This window comes from Arthrobacter sp. Hb9-2, assembly GCF_059091165.1.
The window spans coordinates 58,017-77,859 of record NZ_JBNHGJ010000009.1 but is presented as its reverse complement, the minus strand read 5'-3'; the positions used below and the strand labels follow the sequence as shown (position 1 = coordinate 77,859).

The window sequence follows — 19,843 nt, the reverse complement described above, 5'->3', positions numbered from 1 at the left end:
ATGCAGCTACAGGCAGTCTCAGGAAGCGCGAGGCAGTATTCCAACCGAAGCGCTGTTTGCCGTTCTTAGCGTCCAAGGGCAAAAGAGCCCTCCTTCCCTTCTTTACAAGTGAAGGAGGGCTCTTTCGAGGTAGGGCTACTCGGACTTGAACCGAGGACCTTAGGATTATGAGTCCCGCGCTCTAACCAGCTGAGCTATAGCCCCCTATGCCCTTGCTGGTCTCCGCGAAGGGGATGTGCCTGCAGGGCAGAATTACTCTAGCAAATCCCGGAAAGCGTTCAGACCACTTTGTCCTCGAAGCGCGCGCCCCGGTACAGGTCCTCGAAGGTCTGCAGGGTCCCCTCGATGCTGTGGGGTTCCACCATCTGCCGACTGACCTGGCCCATGGCGGCGCGCTGGTCGGCCGGCAGCTCAAGAATCATGGTGATCTTTTTGGCGAGGTCATCGCTGTCGTTCGGGGTGAACAGGTACCCGTTCTCGCCGTCGCGCACCAGGTGCGGCAATGCCATGGCGTCCGCCAGCACAACCGGCGTCGAGGCGGACATCGCCTCCAGGGTTACCAGGGACTGCAGCTCTGCAGTCCCGGGCATGCAGAAGAGGTCGGCCCTAATATACGTCTTCCTCAGGTCCTCGTCGCTGATCAGGCCCAGGAACTTCACCCTGTCCCCCAGCCCGAGGCGCTGGACGAGGTTTTCGAGGGAAGAACGGACCTCGCCGCCGCCCACGATTTCAAGGTGCACGTTCAGCTCGGGCGGTGTTTTGCTGATGGCCTGGATCAGCACATCCACATGCTTTTCCTCGGCGAGGCGGCCGGCAAACACGACGGTGGGGTGGGGGTGCGGTTCGATGTGCTCGCCGGGCTGGAGTTCGTAGGCGGCCGAATCGATGCCGTTGGAGAGCGGGAGGACCTTGCGGAGGAAGGCGTGCTGGTGCATGGCCTTGGCCGCGAGCGGGGTGGGCGTGGTGACTACGTCAGCCCGCCCCATGACTTTGCCCATGTCCTTCCAGGAGATCCGTCCGATGATGTTTTTGAACCACTGCGGAAACGGCAGGAACGGGTTGAGGTTCTCCGGCATGAAGTGGTTCGTGGCGACGATCCGGATGCCCCGCTTGGCGGCCTCGTACAGGACATGCTCGCCGATCATGTAGTGGCTTTGGATGTGGACGACGTCGGGCTTGACCCGGTCAAAAAGGAGGCTGATCTCCTTCTTGATTTCCCACGGGAAGCACAGGCGGAAGTACTCATGGGTGGGGGCGGCGTGCGAGCGGAGGCGGTGCACGGTGGCCTCTGACCGGAACTCGGTGAAGCTCTTCCCGTTGTCCGCACGGCAGGCCAGCACGTGCACGTTGTGGCCCCGGCCCGTCATTCCCTTGGCCAGGCGGTAGCCGAACTGCGCGGCCCCGTTGATGTGGGGCGGGTAGGTGTCCGCGGCGATCAGGATGGTCAGAGGTTGCTGGTCTGCGGGCGTGGTCACGTGGAGAACTCCTGATGGTCACGGTGCGGACAGTTGCACTGACAGCACGGTTGGCCGCTGGCATGGCGCCGGGGCTTCGTGTAGTTGCTGGCGAAGGGACTAGTGGGACGGCCTGCCCGCGGCCTTCCGAGCGTCTTTTTTGCGCTTGGTGACCTCGGGGTGGTGCCGGGACAGGGCTATGACTCCCACGATAGCAAGGGATGCCGCCGTTCCCATCGCAATGGCCATGACGGCGTGGACATCGGGGCGGAGTTCGCCGAGGATGACAATGCCGATGGCTATCCCCACAAGGGGATCGATCACCGTGAGTCCTGCGATCACCAGGTCCGGCGGTCCCGCGGAGTAGGCGTTTTGGACAAACCATGACCCCAGCCCACCCGCAGCAATAAGGGCCACCACGGAGTACCACTGCACGTTCAGCAGGAACAGCCCGTTGGGGTCGAGCAGGTGCTTGCCGATGATCCGGGTGAGGACGGCCACGAATCCGAAGAGGACGCCGGCGCCCAGGATGTAGACGAAAGCGTTGATCCGGTGCTTGAACATTACGGCCAACGTGCCGAAGAGTCCGACAGCGAGGGCGAGCAGCAGCACAATGGTGAGTTCGGCCTCGAGGCTTACATGGTGGTTTTCCTGGGTGACGTTGACGGCCAGGAGGACAAAGAGCGCAGAGCCCGTCACACACGCGGCGATGGCCACCACGGTTGCCCGGTTGATGGTGAGGTCCTGGTCCTTGGCGTTGATGACGGTTGTGATGACGAGCGCGATGGCGCCGATTGGCTGGACTACGGTGAGCGGGGCGGACACGAGGGCCACCGCGTTCATGGCCATGCCCGCACACAGCAGCAGGAGGCCGAAGACCCAGCGCGGGTTCCGAAGGAGGCGGAGGAAGCCATTCGAGCTAAGTGCCAGGCCGCCGGTGTCGGCTTTGACGGCGCTTCCCTGGCGCTGGGCTCCAAGGGCAAGGCAGAAGGCTCCAAGCAGCGCAAGCACAACGGCCACCCACACCATCAGGCGGTCCCGCCGTCGTGATGCTGCTGCATCCTGCCTTTGCGCAGGATGGCCCAGAAATAGTTGTAGGCGGCGATCCAGTGGCCGATCAGGCCAAGGCCCAGCACTATCCACGCGGCGACGAACAACTCATCCGAAAATGGGGTGTCCAGCCGGGACAGGACCAGCATCGGCGTGCCCAGGAGCAGCAGCCCGGTGCGCACCTTGCCCACTACGCTGACGGGAAGGTCCGGATGGCCGCCGAAGAAGGACAGGGTGAGGACCAGCAGCACGGCGTCCGGAATCACCAGCGCGGCCAGGTACAACCAATGCACGACTCCGGCAATCACCAGGGTGACGGCGACGGCGATCAGCGCCAGCCGGTCGGCAATGGGATCGAGGACCCTGCCGAGCTTGGAGGCCTGATCGAAGCGCCGGGCGACGTAACCATCAATCCAGTCGGTGCTTGCCATCACGGCGAGCACCACCACACCGGCGCCGTATTCCTTTTGGGCCAGGACCAGCCAGACAAAGAGCGGCACCCCCATGAACCGCACGACTGTCAGAAGGTTGGGGATGGTGAATACGCGGTCGTGATCCACCTGGGGGCGTCCGGGACGGGAGCCGGCACCGATAAACTTCACGCCGTCCCCCTTTCCTTCCTGCTGCCCTTCGGGCGCGGACTCATGATTTCTGCCTGTGCCCCTGCAACGCGCTGCCCGGCGCCTGCGCCGTCGAAAAGGCCGCTGCTAGTAGGTCCGAAGGAGCTTGCGGACCAGGACTACGAACACGGTACCGGCGGCCGCGAGGACAGCCAGTGGTTTCCACCGGCCGCCCAGGCCTCCTGAGGACTCCGACAGAGCTGCCAGCCGGTGCCCGGCAAGATCCTTGCCCCGGACCGCGAGAACCTGGCCCTGGCGGAGTTTGCCCTGAGCGGCAGCCAGCAGGAACTGCGCCTGGGTTTTGACGTCGAGCTCTTCGCCGAGTTCATCGCGGACCTCGGTGAGGTGGTGGCGGCGCTGGTTCAGGCGGCGGGCGAGTTCCGGCTCGGATGCCTGCGGGAATTCCTGGTTGTGCTCCACCGCCTTTGCTTCCTTTTCCGCCTTGGCTTTCGCGGCGGCCTCCGCCTTGGCCGCTTTGGCAGCTTTGGCTTCGGGGCTCTGCGGATCGAGGATTGCGGGGTTGAAGGCCGAACCCTCCTTCGCGATACCGATGTCGTGCTTAATGCCCCGGATGGTTTCCTCGGGCAGCAGGGGCATGGCCTTCTTGAACTTGCGCATGCCAATCAGTCCGCCGATGAGTGCTACCAGCAGGAATGCTGCGGATACCAGGAGGGCGGCCAGCCACGCGGGCATGATGGTGGCCAGGCCCATGATGGCGGCAACAATGAGTCCGACCACAAGGAAGAGGAGGAAGACCAGGGCCACGGCGAGGAAAGCTGCGGCAACCCCGACCTGGATGCCCTTGCGCTTGAGCTCTATTTTCGCGAAAGCGACTTCGTCGTTCAGCTGGCGGGGCGCCAACCGGAAAAGGAGTTTAAGCGTCCTGGGCAGCGCAGCGATACGCAATCCCTGGCTGGTCCGCCCGCTGTGACGTCCGCTCATCGGTTCCGCCTTACTGTTTCATGGTCGATTCGGCTTCCATGTGCTGCGGGACGTGCAGCTGCACAGTCCCCGGCACCAAAACTATCATTCAGGTTAAGGGCGAACCTCCGGGCTTACCGGACGGCGCGGCCTACAACGCTGCAGAATTCCTGCCTGCCCCGGCCTAGGATTGATATCCGTGACCATCCCCAGCAATCCGGGCGATCTGTTGAGCCGCCGACGGAAACTCCTGTACATCCTCCTTCTCGGCGCCCTGACGGCCTTGGGTCCGTTCACGATCGACCTCTACCTTCCTGCCTTTCCCGCGCTGGAAGCGAGCCTGGGCGTAACCGAGGCCCAGGTCCAGCTGACCTTGGCCGGGACCACCGTGGGCTTTGCCATTGGCCAGTTGGTGGTAGGCCCATTCAGCGACAAGTTCGGCCGCAGGAACCCGCTGATCCTGGCCACCGCCCTCCACATTGCAGCGTCGCTCGGCGCCGCCCTGTCCCCGGACATCACCACCTTGGGCATTTTCCGCGTCCTCATGGGCGTGGGCGCCGCCGGCGGAGGCGTCGTGGCCATGGCTATGGTGCGGGACCTGTTTTCCGGCTATGCCTTGGTCAAGATGTTTTCCCGCATGTCCCTGGTCAGCGGGCTGGCACCGATCCTTGCCCCCGTCATCGGCTCACAGCTGCTCCTGGTGATGCCGTGGCCGGGGATCTTTGTGTTCCTCGCCGCCTACGGCACTTTGGTCATCGTGGCCGCCCTGTTCCTGGTGCGCGAGACGCTGCCACCGGAAAAGCGCCAGCAGAGCGGATTGACGGCGCGCCAGCGCTACCGGATCCTCTTCAGCGACAGGATCTTTGTTGGGCTGCTCATGGTGGCCGGCCTGAATTTCGGCGGCCTGTTCACGTACCTTTCGGCATCACCCTTCCTGTTCCAGGACGTTTTCGGTTTTTCAGCCCAGGAGTACGGCCTGCTCTTCGGCATCAATTCACTGGGCATCGTTGCAGGCATCCAGACGAGCTCGCGCCTCATCCGGCGGGTACCGCCACAATGGATCGTGGCGGGCGCCACGGCCTGGATGTTCGTTATGGCCATGCTGATCGTGGTGTTCGACCAGCTGGGATTCGGGCTCTGGGGCGTGTTGGTGCCGCTGTGGTTCTACATCATGGGCACCGGCTTTATGTTCCCCTGCGTGCAGGTGCTGGCACTCGCCGGGCATTCCGCCCAGGCCGGCACTGCCGCCTCCCTGCTCGGTTTCTCAACCTTCATGATGGCCGGGCTCATCTCCCCTGTCGTTGGCTGGCTGGGCATCACCAGTGCCGCTCCCATGGGCGCCGTCCAGGGAGCCTGCATCCTGCTCGCCATCGCGGCCCTGTGGCTTGTGGTCCGGCCGCGCACCGTGCCATCGATCCACTGACGCCATGAAGCAGAGTGCAGGGCGCAAGCCGCACCGGAACCGCCGGGGACTTTTCCTGGGGGCGGTGCTGGGCGCCGTCGCCGGTTATTTCGCGGGCCGTGCCCTGGGCAGCCCGGCGATGGGAATTGTACTGGGCATGGTGGCGGGATCTGCTTTGCTGTACCGCGTCAACCCCGGGCCGTGGAACCGGCCCTGATTCCTCCCGCCCGGGCCGCCACGGCGCTTCCCGCACGGTGCTCCCCGCACGCCTGAGCCATGGCCCCGGCGTCTGCCGCTGTGGACCTGTCACGGGATAAAATGGTGTCCGTGCCCAGCTGGCAGGATCATCCGCCACTTCCGGCCACGTGGCAACGGTGCGATACCGGCATACTGCCACTGTGGTGGGACCGGTTGTGTGCCCAGAGCGGCGAGCAGTCCGCAGCCCTCTACGCGGCAGGACTCTTTACTGAGGACCGCCGCCGGCCCATCGCCCAGTGGTACAACCCCGCCTTCGCAGCGGCCCTGCTGGTGGCTCCTGAAACCTCCCCGGAATGGCCTGTGCAGCGCTTCGGCATCTTCTACGCGCCGCCGGACACCGGCTTCGTCCGCGTCCATTCCGCGCCCCATGAGTGGAACCCGCGCCAGCCGCGGAAGTCGCCCACCGAAAAGGAGGCGTTCCTCGCCGCGATCGCCGAGGCCGAGCGGTTCCTTCAGGTGGAAATGGACTTCGTCTAGGTAAAGAAAAATCCCCGTCCCTCCGGTGGAGGAACAGGGATTTTTCTGTTGGCTCCTCCTGCTGGACTTGAACCAGCAACCCTTCGATTAACAGTCGAATGCTCTGCCAATTGAGCTAAGGAGGAATGAAGCAGGTATGACATTAGCAAAGGATTCGCACCAAAGTGAAATCGGCTGTTTTGCGGGCAGATTTACGGTTTCGAGGGCAAAAAAATCCCCGTTCCGGAGGCCCGGAACGGGGATTGCGCGCTCCTCCTGCTGGACTTGAACCAGCAACCCTTCGATTAACAGTCGAATGCTCTGCCAATTGAGCTAAGGAGGAATGAAGCGGGTATTAGCCTAGCAAACACCCTTGCTGGAAGCGAAATCGGGAACAGCAGGGGTGCGGCCTAGGCATCAGAGCGCAGGGCACGGCGTTCCATTTCCAGCATCATGAGCTCTCGGTTGAGCCGCTGGTACGTTTCCGGATCTGCGGCCGGATCCAGCCGTTGGAGCTGGCCCATCTTCTCGGCCTTGACCCGGGTGATCTGGAGCTCGAAAAGCCGCGACAGGATGTCCCGGCAGTATTTCTGCACTGCTTCCTCCGTGCTGGCAGGCAACGGCACCACGGCCAGTTCAGAGACCAGCGGCCGCAGCGGCTCGGGGACCTCGTGCATCACGTGCTCCACCCAGCGCACGGGGTCAGCGGTGAGGGCAGGGTCGGTGGCCCGCATGGCGTCATGGACCGCCTGGAAGGCCGGGGTAGCGAAACGGGCCGCGGCGAAGCGTTCCCAGATTCCGCCGGCAAGCAGAGCCGGCTCCTGCAGCGCAACCTCCAGCGCCTGCCGCTCCATGGAAGCCACCGGATCGCGCGGGTCCGGGCGGTGGAAGGACGGGACAGCGCCCGACGGCGGCCCGGCAGCTACCCCGGGGCCGCCCGGTTGGGCGGCGCCTGAGGGAGTCCGGGGACCGGGGGCGGGAGGCCCGCCCTGGTCGCCACGCTTCGCTGCGTTCTTGACTTCTGCCGTGACCAGGCGCAGCACCTCGTTGGGGTCCGGCATTCCCAGCCAGCCCGTGAGCGCCTGGCAGTAGCCAGTGCGGGTGGAAGCGTCCCGGATGGCGGCGACCACCGGAACTGAAGCCTTCAGTCCCTGCACGCGGCCTTCCACAGTGTCCAGGTTGAACTGCTTCAGCGTGGTGCGGATGGCAAATTCAAACAGCGGACGCCGGGACTGCACCAGCGCATGTACTGCCTCATCACCCTTGCTTTGGCGCAGGTCGCATGGATCGGCCCCCGAGGGCTCCACGGCCACAAATGTCTGCGCGGTGAAGCGCTGGTCCTCTTCAAAGGCGCGCAGGGCTGCCTTCTGGCCGGCGGCGTCGCCGTCGAAGGTGAAGATCACCTCTCCCCCGGTGCCGTCATCCGAAAGCAGCCTGCGGGCAATCTTGATGTGCTCGGTGCCGAACGCGGTGCCGCAGGTGGCCACCGCCGTCGGAATCCCAGCCAGGTGGCAGGCCATAACGTCCGTGTAGCCCTCCACCACCACCAGCTGCCGGTCCTTGGCGATGTTGCGCTTCGCGAGGTCAATCCCGTACAGCACCTGGGATTTCTTGTACAAGGTGGTCTCGGGCGTGTTCAGGTACTTGGGGCCCTGGTCGTCCTCGTAGAGCTTGCGGGCACCGAAACCAATGGTGTCCCCCGCGATGTCCCGGATGGGCCAGATCAGGCGGCCACGGAACCGGTCATAAATACCCCGGTTTCCTTCAGAAAACATGCCGGTGAGCTTCAGCTCGGCGTCCGTGAAGCCCCGGCCACGGAGGTGCTTGAGCAGCGCATCCCAGCCTTGCGGCGCGTAACCCACGCCGAACTGTTCAGCGGCAGCACGGTCGAACCCGCGGCCGTGCAGGAAGGTCCGGGCCTCCGCGGCGCCGGGTGTCAGAAGCTGCGCCTGGAAAAATTCGTCGGCGATTTTGTGGGCATCCAGCAGCCGCTGCCGCCGCCCCACTTCTTCCCGGCTGGGACCGGTCCCGCCGTCCTCGTACCGGAGCTCATAGCCAATCCGGGAAGCCAGTTTTTCCACGGCCTCCTGGAAGGAGCTGTGGTCCTGCTTCTGGACGAAGGCAATGACGTCGCCGTCCTCGCCGCAGCCGAAGCAGTGGTAGCGGCCCACCTGGGGCCGGACAGTAAAGGACGGCGAGCGCTCGTCATGGAACGGGCAGAGGCCCTTGAAGGTGCCCAGCCCGGCGCCCTTGAGCGTGACGTAGCCGTCAACTACTTCCTTAATGTCCGTGCGCTGGCGTACTTCGTCGATATCTTCACGTTTGATCAGCCCAGGCACAGAGCCATCCTAGCCCCGGGGTACGACGGCGACCGGCGCCCTGTTGCGCACCTCACCACAGCGACGGAAGGCTTCCCACCAGCCGTTCGTACATGGCCAGCGCCGAGCCGTCAGTGAGTGACGCCACCTGGTCGATCACTACGCGAAGGCGAGCGCCGTCGTCGGGCGCGTCCCGCCAGTCAGCCGCGAACATCGGCTCAAGGTGCCGGTCGCCGGTGGCGCTCAGCGCTGTGACCAGGGCGTGCAGTACTTCGCGCTGGCGTTCGTAGATGGGCTGGCGGTGCTCGGTGGTCATCACAAAGGTGGTGGCCAGGCCCTTCATGACGGCGATCTCCATAACGGTCTCGTCCGGCACCATAAGCTGGGCGTTGTACCGGGTGAGGTTCTCCGGACCGTAAACGGCACGGGTGGTTTCCAGGGCGCTCTGGCAGAACCGGCCGATCAACTGGCTGGTCATGTTCTTCAGGGCCGCCATGGACTTGCGGCTCCCGTCCGCTTCGCGCACCCACACGTCCGTGGCCTCCAGCCGCGCCAGGGCAGCATCGATGGCGGCGGGATCATTGTGCGGCAGGTACCACTGCTTGGCGTACCCCACTACCCGGGCACGGTGGTCCGGGTTATCCATCCAACGGAGCTGGAAGTGCCCGGCGACGATCGCGTCCTCGACGTCGTGGACCGAATAGGAAATGTCGTCGGCGAGGTCCATCACCTGGGCCTCCAGGCAGGACCGGCGTTCGGGGGCACCTTCCCGGATCCAGTTGAAGATGGGCAGGTCGTCCTCATAGGCGCCGAACTTGCTGGTGCGCTGCCCGTGGATCACCGGGGCTTCCAGCGCGGACCAGGGGTACTTCGCTGCGGCGTCAAGGCTGGCCCTGGTGAGATTCAGCCCGGCCGGCTGATCGTCTGCCGTCAGCACCTTGGGTTCCAGGCGCGTCAGCAACCGGAGGGTCTGGGCGTTGCCTTCGAAGCCGCCGATGGCATGCGCCACCTCGTTCAAGGCGGATTCCCCGTTATGGCCGAACGGCGGGTGGCCCAGGTCGTGGCTCAGGCAGGCCGTGTCCACCACGTCCGGGTCGCAACCGAGGGCGCGGCCCAGCTCGCGGCCCACTTGGGCCACCTCGAGGCTGTGGGTGAGGCGCGTCCGAACGAAGTCGTCGGTGTCCGGCGCCACCACCTGTGTCTTGGCGCCCAGCCTGCGGAGGGCAGAAGAATGCAGCACCCGCGCGCGGTCACGCTCAAAGTCGGAACGGTAAACGCTTTTGGGCGGTTCCTCCACCCAGCGGGCAGAATCATGGCTGTCGTAGCCCGGCAGCACCGGTGCGCTGGTCCTGGTCTCAGCCACCGGAGACGTCCAGTTCCGCAGCGGAGATGTCCCTCGACTGGTCCGCGTTCAGCGCCCGGGATTCCAGCCAGTCCTTGGGCAGGGCCGGCTTCTTTGGCGATCCTGCGCGGCCGCGGGGACCTTCGGCGTCACCTCCCGGGTATGGCGAGTCGAGGTCAAGTTCGGCCAGGGTGTCCCGCAGCACCTGGAGGCTGGTCACCAGCGCCAGCCGGGTCCGCAGTTCGCCGCCCACCACGTAGCCCTTGAAGTACCAGGCGATGTGTTTGCGGATCTCGCGCAACGCCTTGCCCTCGTCGCCGAAGGTTTCCACCATGAGCTCGGCGTGGCGGTACACCCCCTCCGCCACCTGGCGCAGGTTTGGGCGGAAGCGCGTGTCGCTGCCTTCGAACGCGGCCTGCAGGTCGCCGAACAGCCAGGGCCGGCCCTGGCAGCCGCGGCCCACCACCACGCCGTCAACACCTGTTTCGCGCACCATCCGCACCGCGTCTTCGGCGGACCAGATGTCGCCGTTGCCGAGCACCGGAATGTCGGGCAGCGCCTCGCGAAGGCGCGCGATCGCGGACCAGTCGGCCTGTCCGGAGTAGAACTGCGCTGCCGTCCTGCCGTGGAGGGCGACGGCGGCAACGCCGGAATCGCGTGCGATCCGGCCGGCGTCGAGGTACGTGAGGTGGTCCTCGTCGATGCCCTTGCGCATCTTGATGGTCAGCGGGACATTGCCCTTGGAGGCTTCCTTGACGGCGGTCTGCACGATCGAGGTGAAGAGGTCAATCTTCCAGGGCAGGGCCGAGCCGCCGCCGCGCCGGGTCACCTTGGGAACGGGGCAGCCGAAGTTCAGGTCGATGTGGTCCGCCCGGTCTTCCTCCACCAGCATACGCACGGCCTGGCCCACCGTCACCGGGTCCACACCGTACAGCTGGACGGAACGCACCTTCTCGTCGTCGTCGTGCGAAATAATCCGCAGGGATTCGGGCGTCCGCTCCACCAATGCGCGGGAGGTGACCATCTCCGCCACGTACATGCCGCCGCCGTATTCGCGGCAGAGCCTGCGAAAAGCCGAGTTGGTGATGCCGGCCATGGGCGCCAGGATCACCGGGGTGTCCACGGTGATGGGGCCCAGCTTCAGGGGCGGGAGTTCCAGCCTGGGTGCGGGAGTAGTTGCTGCAACAGTCACCTATCCATTGTTGCAAAGCCGGGCAAATCGGGAATTTCAGCAGTTCCGGCCCGTCCCCGGGCAGCCGGTGCCGTCAGTCGCGCTCCGCCGCCCTGCGGCCCCGCCTTGTCTGCAGGGCCGCCGCGGCGAGCGTCCCCGTATCGTTGACATCGTCCGGGTTGACGGCGGGATGTGCGGCGGCACTGCCCGAACGTACAGCACCGGCCGAACGTACAGCGCTGGCCGCACTGGCGCTGTCGTCTGTTCCCGCTGCGTCTGTTCCTGCTGTGTCCGTTCCTGCTGTGTCCGTTCCTGCTGTGTCTGTTCCGCTGGCCCCGGACCCCGGAAGCTCCCCTCCCCGTGAACCGGTCGCCTTAACTACCAGCACCGCAATCAGGGTGGTGACCGGGATCGCCAGGACCAGGCCGATGGAACCGACCAAGGTCCTGATGACCTCTTCCGACAGCTCCGCGCTGGTGAGTGTGTCAGCGAGCGGGCGGTCGTAGAGCATCACGATGATAAGGATCGGCAGGGCCGCGCCGGCGTAGGCGAAGGCGATGGTGTAGACAGTGGAGGCGATGTGGTCGCGCCCGATGCGCATTGCTGAAGTGAACAGCTTCCGGGCGCTGCTTCCGGGCGCCAGCTCGTACAGCTCCCAGACGGCGGAGGACTGCGTGATGGTCACATCGTTGAGCACACCGAGCCCGGAGATGATGAGCCCGCACAGGATCACGCCCGAGATGGAGATGTTGGCCGAGGTGTTCACCAGGGTGGTCGCTTCGTGGTTGCCCACCCCCGCGAGGTTTGCGGCGCCGGTGGCCCAGGCGGCCAGGAGCGCCGTGATCCCCAGCCCGAACATGGTGCCCAGGAGGGCGGTGGAGGTCCGGGCCGAGAAACCGTGGGCGAAGTACAGGACCCCGATCATAATCACCGTGGATCCCACCAGGGCCAGCAGCAGCGGCGGCTTCCCCTCCACCAGGCCGGGAAGCATAAAGCTGGCCAGCACGAAGTAGGCGCCCACGAGTCCGATCAGTGCCCGCAGGCCCCGCCAGCGGGCCACCGCGATGACCACCGCAGCATAGACAAGTGCGAGCAGGACTATGGGCAGGGTTCGGACGAAGTCAACAAAAATAAAGGCCGGCGAACCTTGGGACGCTGAAGCGCCCTGGGCGTTGGACAGGTTAAGGTAGCGGATCTGGTCGCCGGGCTTGACCCCGTGCGACTTCGCGACGTCCGGGTTGATGACCACCTTGACGGGGCTTCCGCCCTGATCCGGTTCCGTGAAGGCGAACGTGCAGTCTGATCCCTGCTGGGTTTGGCCCTGCTGGCTTTGGCTCTGTTCGGCCGGAGACTGCTGGCCTTGCTGGGCCACACCCTGCATGCAGTTTTCGGTGACCACGCTTTGGATGGTGCCGGTGTCGAACGTGACACCGGGCGCAGCCGAGTACGGGTTGGCCAAGGAGACTCCCTCCTTGCTCCCGGAGGGCCACAGCATTGCCATGCCGGCCAGGGTCAGGAGGGTCAGTGGAATCAGCACCGCCGCGAGGATGCGGTTTGCCTTCCGGCGCGCGGCCATCGCTTGGGGCGTCGGCTCCGAATGACCTGTAGAAGCGTGGGAGTGACCGGACCCCATCAGCAGTAGAACCTCATACGTTGAACTCTACGTCCGGCACCATAGGGTTGATAAATGGACCGCCAGAACCGGGAGGAACGTGGCATGGCCAACGGCAACACCGAGGAGAATCACAGTTCTGACACAGCACGAATGCCCGCCGAAACGGCCCCCCAGGCCGTCCTCAGCGTGCTCCCGTCGTCCGGGCCCACCCTCGGGGTTGCCCTGGTGCTGCACGGCGGAAAATCGCACAGCCGCGAGCCGGTGGAGGCCCGCCACCTAAGCCCAGCCAGGATGGTCCCCTTCGCACGGCACCTGCACCGGGCCGGCAGAAAGCATGGCCTTGCGGTTTGGTCCTTGCGCAACAGCGTGCGCGGCTGGAACGGGGCTGACATGACGCCGCTGCAGGACGCGCGCTGGGCCTTGCAGCAGATCAGCAGCCAGCATCCCGGCGTTCCCGTGTTTCTGGTAGGCCATTCGATGGGCGGGCTGACCGCGGTCTGCGCTGCCGACCACCCGCGGGTGGAAGCAGTTGTGGCCCTGGCGCCTTGGCTCAGCCCCGGGACTCCGGTTTCTGCAGTGGCCGGGCGGAAGGTGCTGGTAGTCCACGGCACCATCGACAGGTGGACCAGCCCGTCGGCGTCGCTCGCGTTTTCCCGGCGCGCCGCTGGCGATGCTGAATCCATGCAGTACGTCGCCCTGAAAGGCGCCGGGCATTTTATGTTCCGCAAGATCCGGCTGTGGCACACACTCTCCACCGGGTTTGTCCTGAAAGCCTTCGGTGAATCAACCGGGGCTGCGGTCCCACTGCCACGGGGGTTTGAGCAGCTGCTGCCGGCATCGTCGGTTCAGGTGACCCTGTGAGTCCTTTCCCTTGGGGGGACTTTGCCGCCGCCCTGCCGTGGACTGCGCTGACCGTCGTCGCGGTCCTCACGGTAACGTACGCCGTGGCAGTCCGGCAGGGGCGGCACTCGGTGATGGACGTGGCCTGGGGTCCCGGATTCGTGGCGGTTGCCGCGGTGTCCTGGTTCCTTTCCGCCGGGGAAGGCGATGACGCCAGGGCCCTGCTGCTCCTGCTGCTGACCGCAGTGTGGGCGTTGAGGCTGGGCGCCCATATCGGCTGGCGCGCCCGCGACGGCCACGAGGACCCGCGATACCAGGCCTTGCTAAGCGCTGCTCCCGGCAGCAGGGATATATATGCGCTGCGGCGGGTCTACCTGCCGCAGGGGTTGGTGATGTTCTTCGTTTCCCTGCCGGTCCAGGTTGGTATGTTCGCCACGGGCGGTTTGGGCTGGCTTGCCGTCCTGGGCGTCCTGCTCTGGCTCACCGGGTTCTTTTTTGAAACGGTGGGCGACTGGCAACTGCAGCAGTTCAAACGGGACCCGCGCCGGCGCGGAACTGTCCTGGACACCGGCCTGTGGCGCCTGACCCGGCACCCCAACTACTTCGGCGACGCCGCCGTATGGACGGGCTTGTTCCTGATCGCCGCCGACTCATGGCCAGGGATCCTCACCGTCCTCTCGCCCGCATTGATGGTCTGGACGTTGGCGGCGAAGACGGGCAAGCCGCTGGCGGAGCAGGCGATGTCCGGGCGGCCTGGGTACCGCGAGTATGTCGAGGCGACCAGCAGCTTCCTCCCCTGGCCGCCCAAGCGAAGCTGACGCACGCAGGTGACCCGCAGCTACCGTCCCCGCGTACTGGTGAGGTTAACTGCGGGTCACTTGGGCACTGCCTAGTCCGAGACGACCAGGGTTTCCGGTCCGGCGAGGCGGGCCTTGCCGCCTGCCAGCAGGGGTTCGACGGCGGCGCGGAGGGCCGTCATCGAATCGTCCAGTTCCAGCATCACCGGGTGCTGGTACGCAATCAGGGCGAGCATGTCCCGGACTGCCTCCGCGGCGTCGTCCGGGGCGAGGGCGGGCTCGTGGCCGACGAAGACGTCCGTGGGCGTTTCCGGCCCGGCATCCTCCTGGTTTGGTGCCGCGTCAGGGTTTGCCGGCGCCGCGTAGCTGACCGCAAAGGCACGGATCCGGCCCTTCTTGCTTGGGGCCACCCCGGCACCAAAAGCGGATTCGGGCCGGGCGCGCAGCACGATGGCGCCATGGGCGCCGGTGAGGTCGTCCAGGAACAGTCTTTGCACCTGGCCCACGGACAGTACGCCCGGGGAATCCCACCCGTGGATCGCCGTGTAGTAGCGGCCCACAACGTCCGTGAGTTCCACTGAGCCGGTGGCCAGGTCCATCACGACGTCGGAGCCTGCGTTTTCGTCGTTGGCAGGCCCGCCGCCGTCGTTATCCGCCGGGAACACCGGAAGCCGGAGGGCGCCCGGTTCAACTACCACCAGCCGGGAGCGCTGGATGGGCGAAAGGCCGAAGTGCTCGGCGAAGGCGGCACCCGGGGTGCCCGGCTCCACCTTCGCGCGGAGCCTGGACACGCCCGACGCCGACTGCTCCGCTTCCCGGCGCAGCATGGTCAGGAGCGTCGCGCCGATGCCGGAGCGCCGGTGGTCCCGCGCCACCTCGATGTAGGTCCACAGCCGTTCCGGGTGCAGGGACGCCTCGTAGACGACGCCCGCCGCGACCGGGATTCCGACGCCGTCCTCCACGTCCTCGGCCACGATGCAGCGCCGCCATGGCGTGCCGCTGCCCCCGTCCGATGAGAGCGCCAGCGCACCGCGGAACTGCCTGGCCTGGTACGTTTCGGGGTCGCCCCAGATCTCCAGTAGGGCCAGGTCGTCACCTTCGCGCCATTCGCGGTATTCGATGGCCACTGCTAGGCGCCGATCAGGCGTGCGGCCAGGTAGCCCTCCACCTTGTCCAGGGAAACGCGTTCCTGGCTCATGGTGTCCCGCTCGCGGATTGTCACGGCCTGGTCCTCAAGGGTGTCGAAGTCCACGGTGATGCAGAACGGGGTACCGATTTCGTCCTGGCGGCGGTAGCGGCGGCCAATGGCGCCGGCATCGTCGAAGTCGATGTTCCAGTTCTTTCGCAGCTGCGCGCCGAGGTCCTTGGCCTTCGGTGACAGGTCCTCGTTGCGGCTCAGCGGCAGCACGGCGGCCTTGACCGGGGCCAGGCGCGGATCCAGCTTCAGGACGGTGCGGACGTCCACGCCGCCCTTGGCGTTGGGGGCCTCGTCCTCGGTGTAAGCGTCCACCAGGAACGCCATGAAGGAGCGGGTAAGGCCGGCGGCGGGCTCAATGACGTAGGGGGTGTAGCGCTCGTTCGTGGCCTGGTTGAAGTAGCTCAGGTCCTGGCCGGAGGCCTTGGCGTGGGTGGAGAGGTCGAAGTCGGTGCGGTTGGCGATGCCTTCCAGCTCGCCCCATTCCGAACCCTGGAAGCCAAAGCGGTACTCGATGTCCGTGGTGCCCTTGGAGTAGTGGCTTAGCTTTTCCTGCGGGTGCTCGAAGAAGCGCAGGTTTTCCTCGCGGATGCCCAGGCCGGTGTACCAGGACATGCGCTCCTTCATCCAGTACTGGTGCCATTCCTCATCCGTGCCGGGCTCGACGAAGAACTCCATTTCCATCTGCTCGAACTCGCGGGTGCGGAAAATGAAGTTGCCGGGCGTGATCTCGTTGCGGAAGGACTTGCCGATCTGGCCGATGCCGAACGGCGGCTTCTTGCGCGAGGTGGTGAGGACGTTGTTGAAGTTCACGAAGATGCCCTGGGCCGTTTCCGGGCGCAGGTAGTGCATGCCTTCCTCGCTGGCCACCGGGCCCAGGAAGGTCTTGAGGAGGCCGCTGAATTCCTGCGGCTCGGTCCATTCACCGCGGGTACCGCAGTTGGCGCAGGCGATGTCCTTCAGGCCGTTCTCGGCGGGGCGGCCCTTCTTTTCCTCGTACTCTTCCTCGAGGTGGTCCGCGCGGTAGCGCTTGTGGCAGGAAAGGCATTCCACCAGCGGGTCGGAGAAGACCTCAACGTGGCCGGAGGCTTCCCACACCTGGCGGGGCAGAATAACGGAGGAGTCCAGGCCCACCACGTCCTCGCGGCCGCGGACCATGGACTGCCACCACTGGCGCTTAATGTTTTCCTTCAGCTCGGCGCCGAGGGGCCCGTAGTCCCAGGCAGAGCGCGAACCTCCGTAGATCTCACCGGCCTGGAACACAAAGCCCCTCCGCTTGGAGAGGGAAATGACCTGGTCGAGAACGGATTTTGCTGCCATGGGGTAACTCCAATTTCTACAGGGCCGCTGGGTGCGGTCCGCGGTTTTCAGGCCCCGGGCAAGCCGGGGGCACATGACCGCTGGCTGCCGCGGGGGCGGATGAAGGAAAGATGCGAAAAAGCTGCGTGTCCTAGCCTACCGGTGCCTACCTGCGGAGCGCGCCCCGCGGCCAGGGCAGGGTTGCCAGGATGATGGCGGCCAGCGTCAGGATGGTGCCGAGCACTGTGGCCGGGGCAACCACGGTCCCCGGCGCCGGCAGGATCACGTCCAGGGCAAGCGAGCCGAGCAGCTGCCCGGCGATCATGCCCAGGCCCGTGACCAGGACGCCCAGGCTGCGGACCAGCAGCGCGCCCAGACCGATGAACACACATCCCATCGGGCCGCCAACGTAGTACCACCACTCCCCCGGCAGCGGGTTGCCTGCGCCAACCACGGCCAGCTTGATGGCGTACGCCGTCCAGAGAACCACCGAACCGGCCACGAAATTGACCAGGGTGGCGGCGATCGGTGTGCCGTAGTGAACGGTGGCTGTTCCGTTCATGGCCTGCTGGAAGCTCATCAGGAACCCGGCAGCGACGGGGAGCAGGAGCGGCAGCAGCAGGTCCGCCGGCCCGCCGTCGGACCCTGTTCCGGGCCCGGCGCCCGCGGCGAACCGCGGGGACACGGCCCAGGCGACGGCGGCAATGGTGAGCAGGCAGCCGACGATCCGGATCCCGGTGACTGGCTTCCGGCCCGCCGGCCCAATCCCCAGCCGATCCACGAGCAGCCCGCTGACGGTCTGCCCGGTGACTGTGGCAACGGTGAAGAGGGCCACGCCGAGGATGCCCACCGTAAAGGACTGCGCAAAGACGAACAGCGCCCCAATGCCGCCGGCGAGGACGTAGATCCGGGGGAAGGCCCGGCTGCGGACGGCCGGCAGGATGCTGGCCAGGCCGGCGCGGCCGCGCGGCAGGAGCAGCGAGATCAGGATCATCACCACGAGCCCTGTGCTGAAGCTCACCACGGAAGCGGCGATGCCGTCGTTCAACCGGGCGCCCAGGGCACCGTTAATCCGGCCCTGCAGGGGAATAGCCAGGCCTGCGCCCACCGCCAGGGGAAGGCCTGCAAGCAGCGGCAGGCGATGGGTGGAGGTCACTGAATCCACCTTACGTCAGGCATTATTGCTTCATGAGCAACCGTGTTGAAGACATCCCCATCCGCGACAGCATGATCCGCCTTGGCCAGCTGCTCAAGCTCGCCAGCCTGGTGGAAGACGGCGTTGAGGCGGCGGACCTCATCAAGAACGGGCTCGTCAAGGTCAACGGGGAGATCGACGACCGCCGCGGCCGCCAGCTGCACAATGGCGATACCGTCACGGTCAACGGGCAAACGGTCCGGGTGGTGGCACCCGAGGCAGGTTAACCTGCCTCGCCCGCACCCGTCGTCGTCCGCTTACTTTTTGAGGACTTCGTGCGTGAGGAATTCACCTACGTGGCCGATCTCCTGCTGGTTGATCCCGTGCCACATGCCCGTGTACAGGACCTTGGTGAGTTTGACGTGCTTGCGGACCCAGCCCATTGTGTAATCGACCTTGTCCGGGGTGATCACTGGGTCCTGCTGGTCCCGGCCCCAGAACATGGGAATGGTGCCGTCCAGTTCGGAGTCCCTGAAGCTGGGGTCGTCGCCTGCGTCCACCACAAAGCCTGAGAGCCCGACGACGGCCGCGAAGTCGGTGGGCCGCTGCCGCAGGAGCGTAGTGGCCATGGCCATTCCCATTGAGAAGCCGAGCAGGGAAACCGAAGGATGCCCCACCTTGATGGTGTCGATCCAGTCCAGCACAAAGGACGACGCCGCCTTAACCCGCTCCAGCGAGTAGTCAATGGACGCCGTCAACGGGAACCAGGTGAAACCCGGGCCCATCGCGATGGGAGCCCGGATAGAGGCGACGGCGAAGTCACCGGGCAGCAGGTCAGCCAGACTGAGCAGGTCCTGTTCGTTGGCGCCGTAGCCGTGCAGCAGTACCAGCAGCGGCTTGCCGTCGCGCTGGTCCTCCTGATGCGACCACAGAACAACAGGGGCAGGAAATACTTCGGCTTCAGTCATGGTTTCCATTGTTACAGCTACCGAAAGGTAACAACCTACGTTCGCGTAGCCAGTGAAGCGGAAGGCAGGATAGGACCGTGACTGACACAAGCGCCATTCAATCCCCCACTGCCCGCGCCGGATCCCACCCCTGGACCCGCTACGTGGCAATGGGCGATTCCTTTACGGAGGGCATTGGCGACCCCGAGCCCTCGCGCCCCGGCGGCTACCGCGGCTGGGCGGACCGGGTGGCGGAGGAACTGGGCCGTACGCAGCCCGACTTCGCCTACGCGAACCTGGCCGTGCGCGGCAGGTTGCTGCAGCAGATTGTGGACCAGCAGCTCGCCCCCTGCCTGTCGTTGAAGCCGGACCTCGTCACCCTCTCGGCCGGCGGCAATGACCTGCTGCGCCCGGGCGGCGACCCTGACGCCCTGGCTGAAAAGCTCGACTCGGTGGTGCAGATCCTGGCCATGGGCGGCGCAACGGTGGTCCTCTTCAACGGACCGGACACCGGCTCCTCGGTGCTGGGCAGGATCCGCAGCAAGGTGGCCATCTACAACGAAAACCTGCGTACCGTGGCTGCCCGGCATGATGCCGTTATCGCCGACATGTGGTCGCTGCGGCAACTCAGCGACCCGCAGATGTGGGACCGGGACCGGCTGCACTTCTCCCCCCTTGGCCACCATACGATCGCGGCCATGGTGCTGGACTCGCTGAACGTGGAGCACACGCTGGAGCCGCTGCAGCCCAAACCGCTGCCGCCCCGCACCTGGCGCGAGGCGCGCTCTGGGGACCTGGTGTGGGCCCGCGAGTACTTTGTGCCGTGGGTACTGCGCAGGCTGCGCCACCAGTCCTCGGGGGACGGGATCACCGCAAAGCGTCCGACGCCGGGTCCCATCTTTGGGCCGGGCGTCCCGCTGGGATCCGGCGAGGGTCCGCTGGGGACTGCTGAGCCTGCCCGGCGCTAGCACCAGGCCATGATTCCGGGCGATGCTTCCGGGCAGGCGGCGGGCCGCCTGGTGC

The 19,843-nt window shown here is 65.8% G+C and carries 19 protein-coding genes and 3 tRNA genes; 7 read left to right on the top strand and 15 right to left on the bottom strand.

Translation table 11 applies throughout. From position 1 onward, the window contains the following. Positions 1-130: 130 nt before the first annotated feature. From AC5RV1_RS07530 to AC5RV1_RS07510, 5 genes are all read right to left on the bottom strand, one after another. A tRNA-Ile gene (locus AC5RV1_RS07530) sits at positions 131-204 on the bottom strand. Between the two features lie 74 nt (positions 205-278). Beyond that, a complete protein-coding gene (locus AC5RV1_RS07525) occupies positions 279-1,475 on the bottom strand; it encodes a glycosyltransferase (RefSeq protein WP_493994077.1) in 1,197 nt (398 codons plus the stop codon). Between the two features lie 99 nt (positions 1,476-1,574). Continuing rightward, complete coding sequence (locus AC5RV1_RS07520; RefSeq protein ID WP_493947310.1) at positions 1,575-2,483, bottom strand: DMT family transporter; 909 nt, start codon at positions 2,481-2,483, stop codon at positions 1,575-1,577. Beyond that, complete coding sequence (locus AC5RV1_RS07515) at positions 2,483-3,106, bottom strand: CDP-alcohol phosphatidyltransferase family protein (RefSeq protein ID WP_493947311.1); 624 nt, start codon at positions 3,104-3,106, stop codon at positions 2,483-2,485. Before AC5RV1_RS07515 ends, AC5RV1_RS07520 begins: the two co-directional genes overlap by 1 nt. Positions 3,107-3,211: 105 nt before the next feature. Next, positions 3,212-4,066, bottom strand: coding sequence for a phage holin family protein (locus tag AC5RV1_RS07510; RefSeq protein WP_493994076.1), 855 nt, complete (start codon positions 4,064-4,066; stop codon positions 3,212-3,214). 178 nt (positions 4,067-4,244) lie between these two features. Between AC5RV1_RS07510 and AC5RV1_RS07505 the strand changes: the two genes are divergently transcribed. The 3 genes from AC5RV1_RS07505 (at position 4,245) to AC5RV1_RS07495 (ending at position 6,182) form a co-directional block, all read left to right on the top strand. Next, positions 4,245-5,468 carry a multidrug effflux MFS transporter gene (locus AC5RV1_RS07505; RefSeq protein ID WP_493947313.1) on the top strand — a complete coding sequence of 408 codons (1,224 nt, stop codon included), beginning with the start codon at positions 4,245-4,247 and terminating at the stop codon, positions 5,466-5,468. Positions 5,469-5,472: 4 nt separating this feature from the next. After that, positions 5,473-5,664: a hypothetical protein gene (locus tag AC5RV1_RS07500; protein WP_493994075.1), complete on the top strand. Its 192-nt coding sequence runs from the start codon at positions 5,473-5,475 to the stop codon at positions 5,662-5,664. Between the two features lie 110 nt (positions 5,665-5,774). Beyond that, positions 5,775-6,182, top strand: coding sequence for a hypothetical protein (locus AC5RV1_RS07495; RefSeq protein WP_493994074.1), 408 nt, complete (start codon positions 5,775-5,777; stop codon positions 6,180-6,182). 49 nt (positions 6,183-6,231) lie between these two features. Here the strand turns inward: AC5RV1_RS07495 and AC5RV1_RS07490 are convergent. From AC5RV1_RS07490 to AC5RV1_RS07465, 6 genes are all read right to left on the bottom strand, one after another. Further along, positions 6,232-6,307 (bottom strand) — tRNA-Asn (locus AC5RV1_RS07490). Between the two features lie 124 nt (positions 6,308-6,431). Beyond that, a tRNA-Asn gene (locus AC5RV1_RS07485) sits at positions 6,432-6,504 on the bottom strand. A 67-nt stretch (positions 6,505-6,571) separates the two neighbouring features. After that, on the bottom strand, positions 6,572-8,500 hold the full coding sequence (gene dnaG, locus AC5RV1_RS07480; protein ID WP_493994073.1) for a DNA primase: 1,929 nt from the start codon (positions 8,498-8,500) through the stop codon (positions 6,572-6,574). A gap of 52 nt (positions 8,501-8,552) precedes the next feature. Next, complete coding sequence (locus AC5RV1_RS07475; protein ID WP_493947317.1) at positions 8,553-9,842, bottom strand: deoxyguanosinetriphosphate triphosphohydrolase; 1,290 nt, start codon at positions 9,840-9,842, stop codon at positions 8,553-8,555. Next, entirely contained in the window at positions 9,835-11,013 is a 1,179-nt protein-coding gene (dusB, locus tag AC5RV1_RS07470) for a tRNA dihydrouridine synthase DusB (protein ID WP_493947318.1), read from the bottom strand. The genes AC5RV1_RS07475 and dusB overlap by 8 nt, the downstream gene beginning before the upstream one ends. A 73-nt stretch (positions 11,014-11,086) precedes the next feature. Then, positions 11,087-12,568, bottom strand: coding sequence for a YibE/F family protein (locus AC5RV1_RS07465; protein ID WP_493994072.1), 1,482 nt, complete (start codon positions 12,566-12,568; stop codon positions 11,087-11,089). Positions 12,569-12,757: 189 nt separating this feature from the next. Between AC5RV1_RS07465 and AC5RV1_RS07460 the strand changes: the two genes are divergently transcribed. Next, positions 12,758-13,468 (top strand): alpha/beta hydrolase, encoded by a 711-nt coding sequence (locus AC5RV1_RS07460; RefSeq protein ID WP_493947697.1) that lies wholly within the window; start codon positions 12,758-12,760, stop codon positions 13,466-13,468. Further along, complete coding sequence (locus AC5RV1_RS07455) at positions 13,465-14,265, top strand: DUF1295 domain-containing protein (protein WP_493994071.1); 801 nt, start codon at positions 13,465-13,467, stop codon at positions 14,263-14,265. The genes AC5RV1_RS07460 and AC5RV1_RS07455 overlap by 4 nt, the downstream gene beginning before the upstream one ends. A gap of 71 nt (positions 14,266-14,336) precedes the next feature. Here the strand turns inward: AC5RV1_RS07455 and AC5RV1_RS07450 are convergent, their stop codons facing one another. From AC5RV1_RS07450 to AC5RV1_RS07440, 3 genes are all read right to left on the bottom strand, one after another. Further along, complete coding sequence (locus tag AC5RV1_RS07450; protein ID WP_493994070.1) at positions 14,337-15,371, bottom strand: GNAT family N-acetyltransferase; 1,035 nt, start codon at positions 15,369-15,371, stop codon at positions 14,337-14,339. A 2-nt stretch (positions 15,372-15,373) separates the two neighbouring features. After that, complete coding sequence (locus AC5RV1_RS07445) at positions 15,374-16,759, bottom strand: glycine--tRNA ligase (RefSeq protein ID WP_493947322.1); 1,386 nt, start codon at positions 16,757-16,759, stop codon at positions 15,374-15,376. Positions 16,760-16,904: 145 nt separating this feature from the next. Further along, entirely contained in the window at positions 16,905-17,894 is a 990-nt protein-coding gene (locus tag AC5RV1_RS07440) for a DMT family transporter (RefSeq protein WP_493947323.1), read from the bottom strand. A 32-nt stretch (positions 17,895-17,926) separates the two neighbouring features. Here AC5RV1_RS07440 and AC5RV1_RS07435 point away from each other — a divergent pair, with 32 nt between their 5' ends. Next, complete coding sequence (locus tag AC5RV1_RS07435) at positions 17,927-18,160, top strand: RNA-binding S4 domain-containing protein (RefSeq protein ID WP_493994069.1); 234 nt, start codon at positions 17,927-17,929, stop codon at positions 18,158-18,160. Between the two features lie 30 nt (positions 18,161-18,190). Here AC5RV1_RS07435 and AC5RV1_RS07430 read toward each other — a convergent pair whose 3' ends face one another. After that, a complete protein-coding gene (locus tag AC5RV1_RS07430) occupies positions 18,191-18,841 on the bottom strand; it encodes an alpha/beta hydrolase (protein WP_493994068.1) in 651 nt (216 codons plus the stop codon). Positions 18,842-18,918: 77 nt separating this feature from the next. Here AC5RV1_RS07430 and AC5RV1_RS07425 point away from each other — a divergent pair, with 77 nt between their 5' ends. Continuing rightward, positions 18,919-19,788: an SGNH/GDSL hydrolase family protein gene (locus AC5RV1_RS07425; protein ID WP_493947326.1), complete on the top strand. Its 870-nt coding sequence runs from the start codon at positions 18,919-18,921 to the stop codon at positions 19,786-19,788. Positions 19,789-19,843 lie beyond the last annotated feature (55 nt).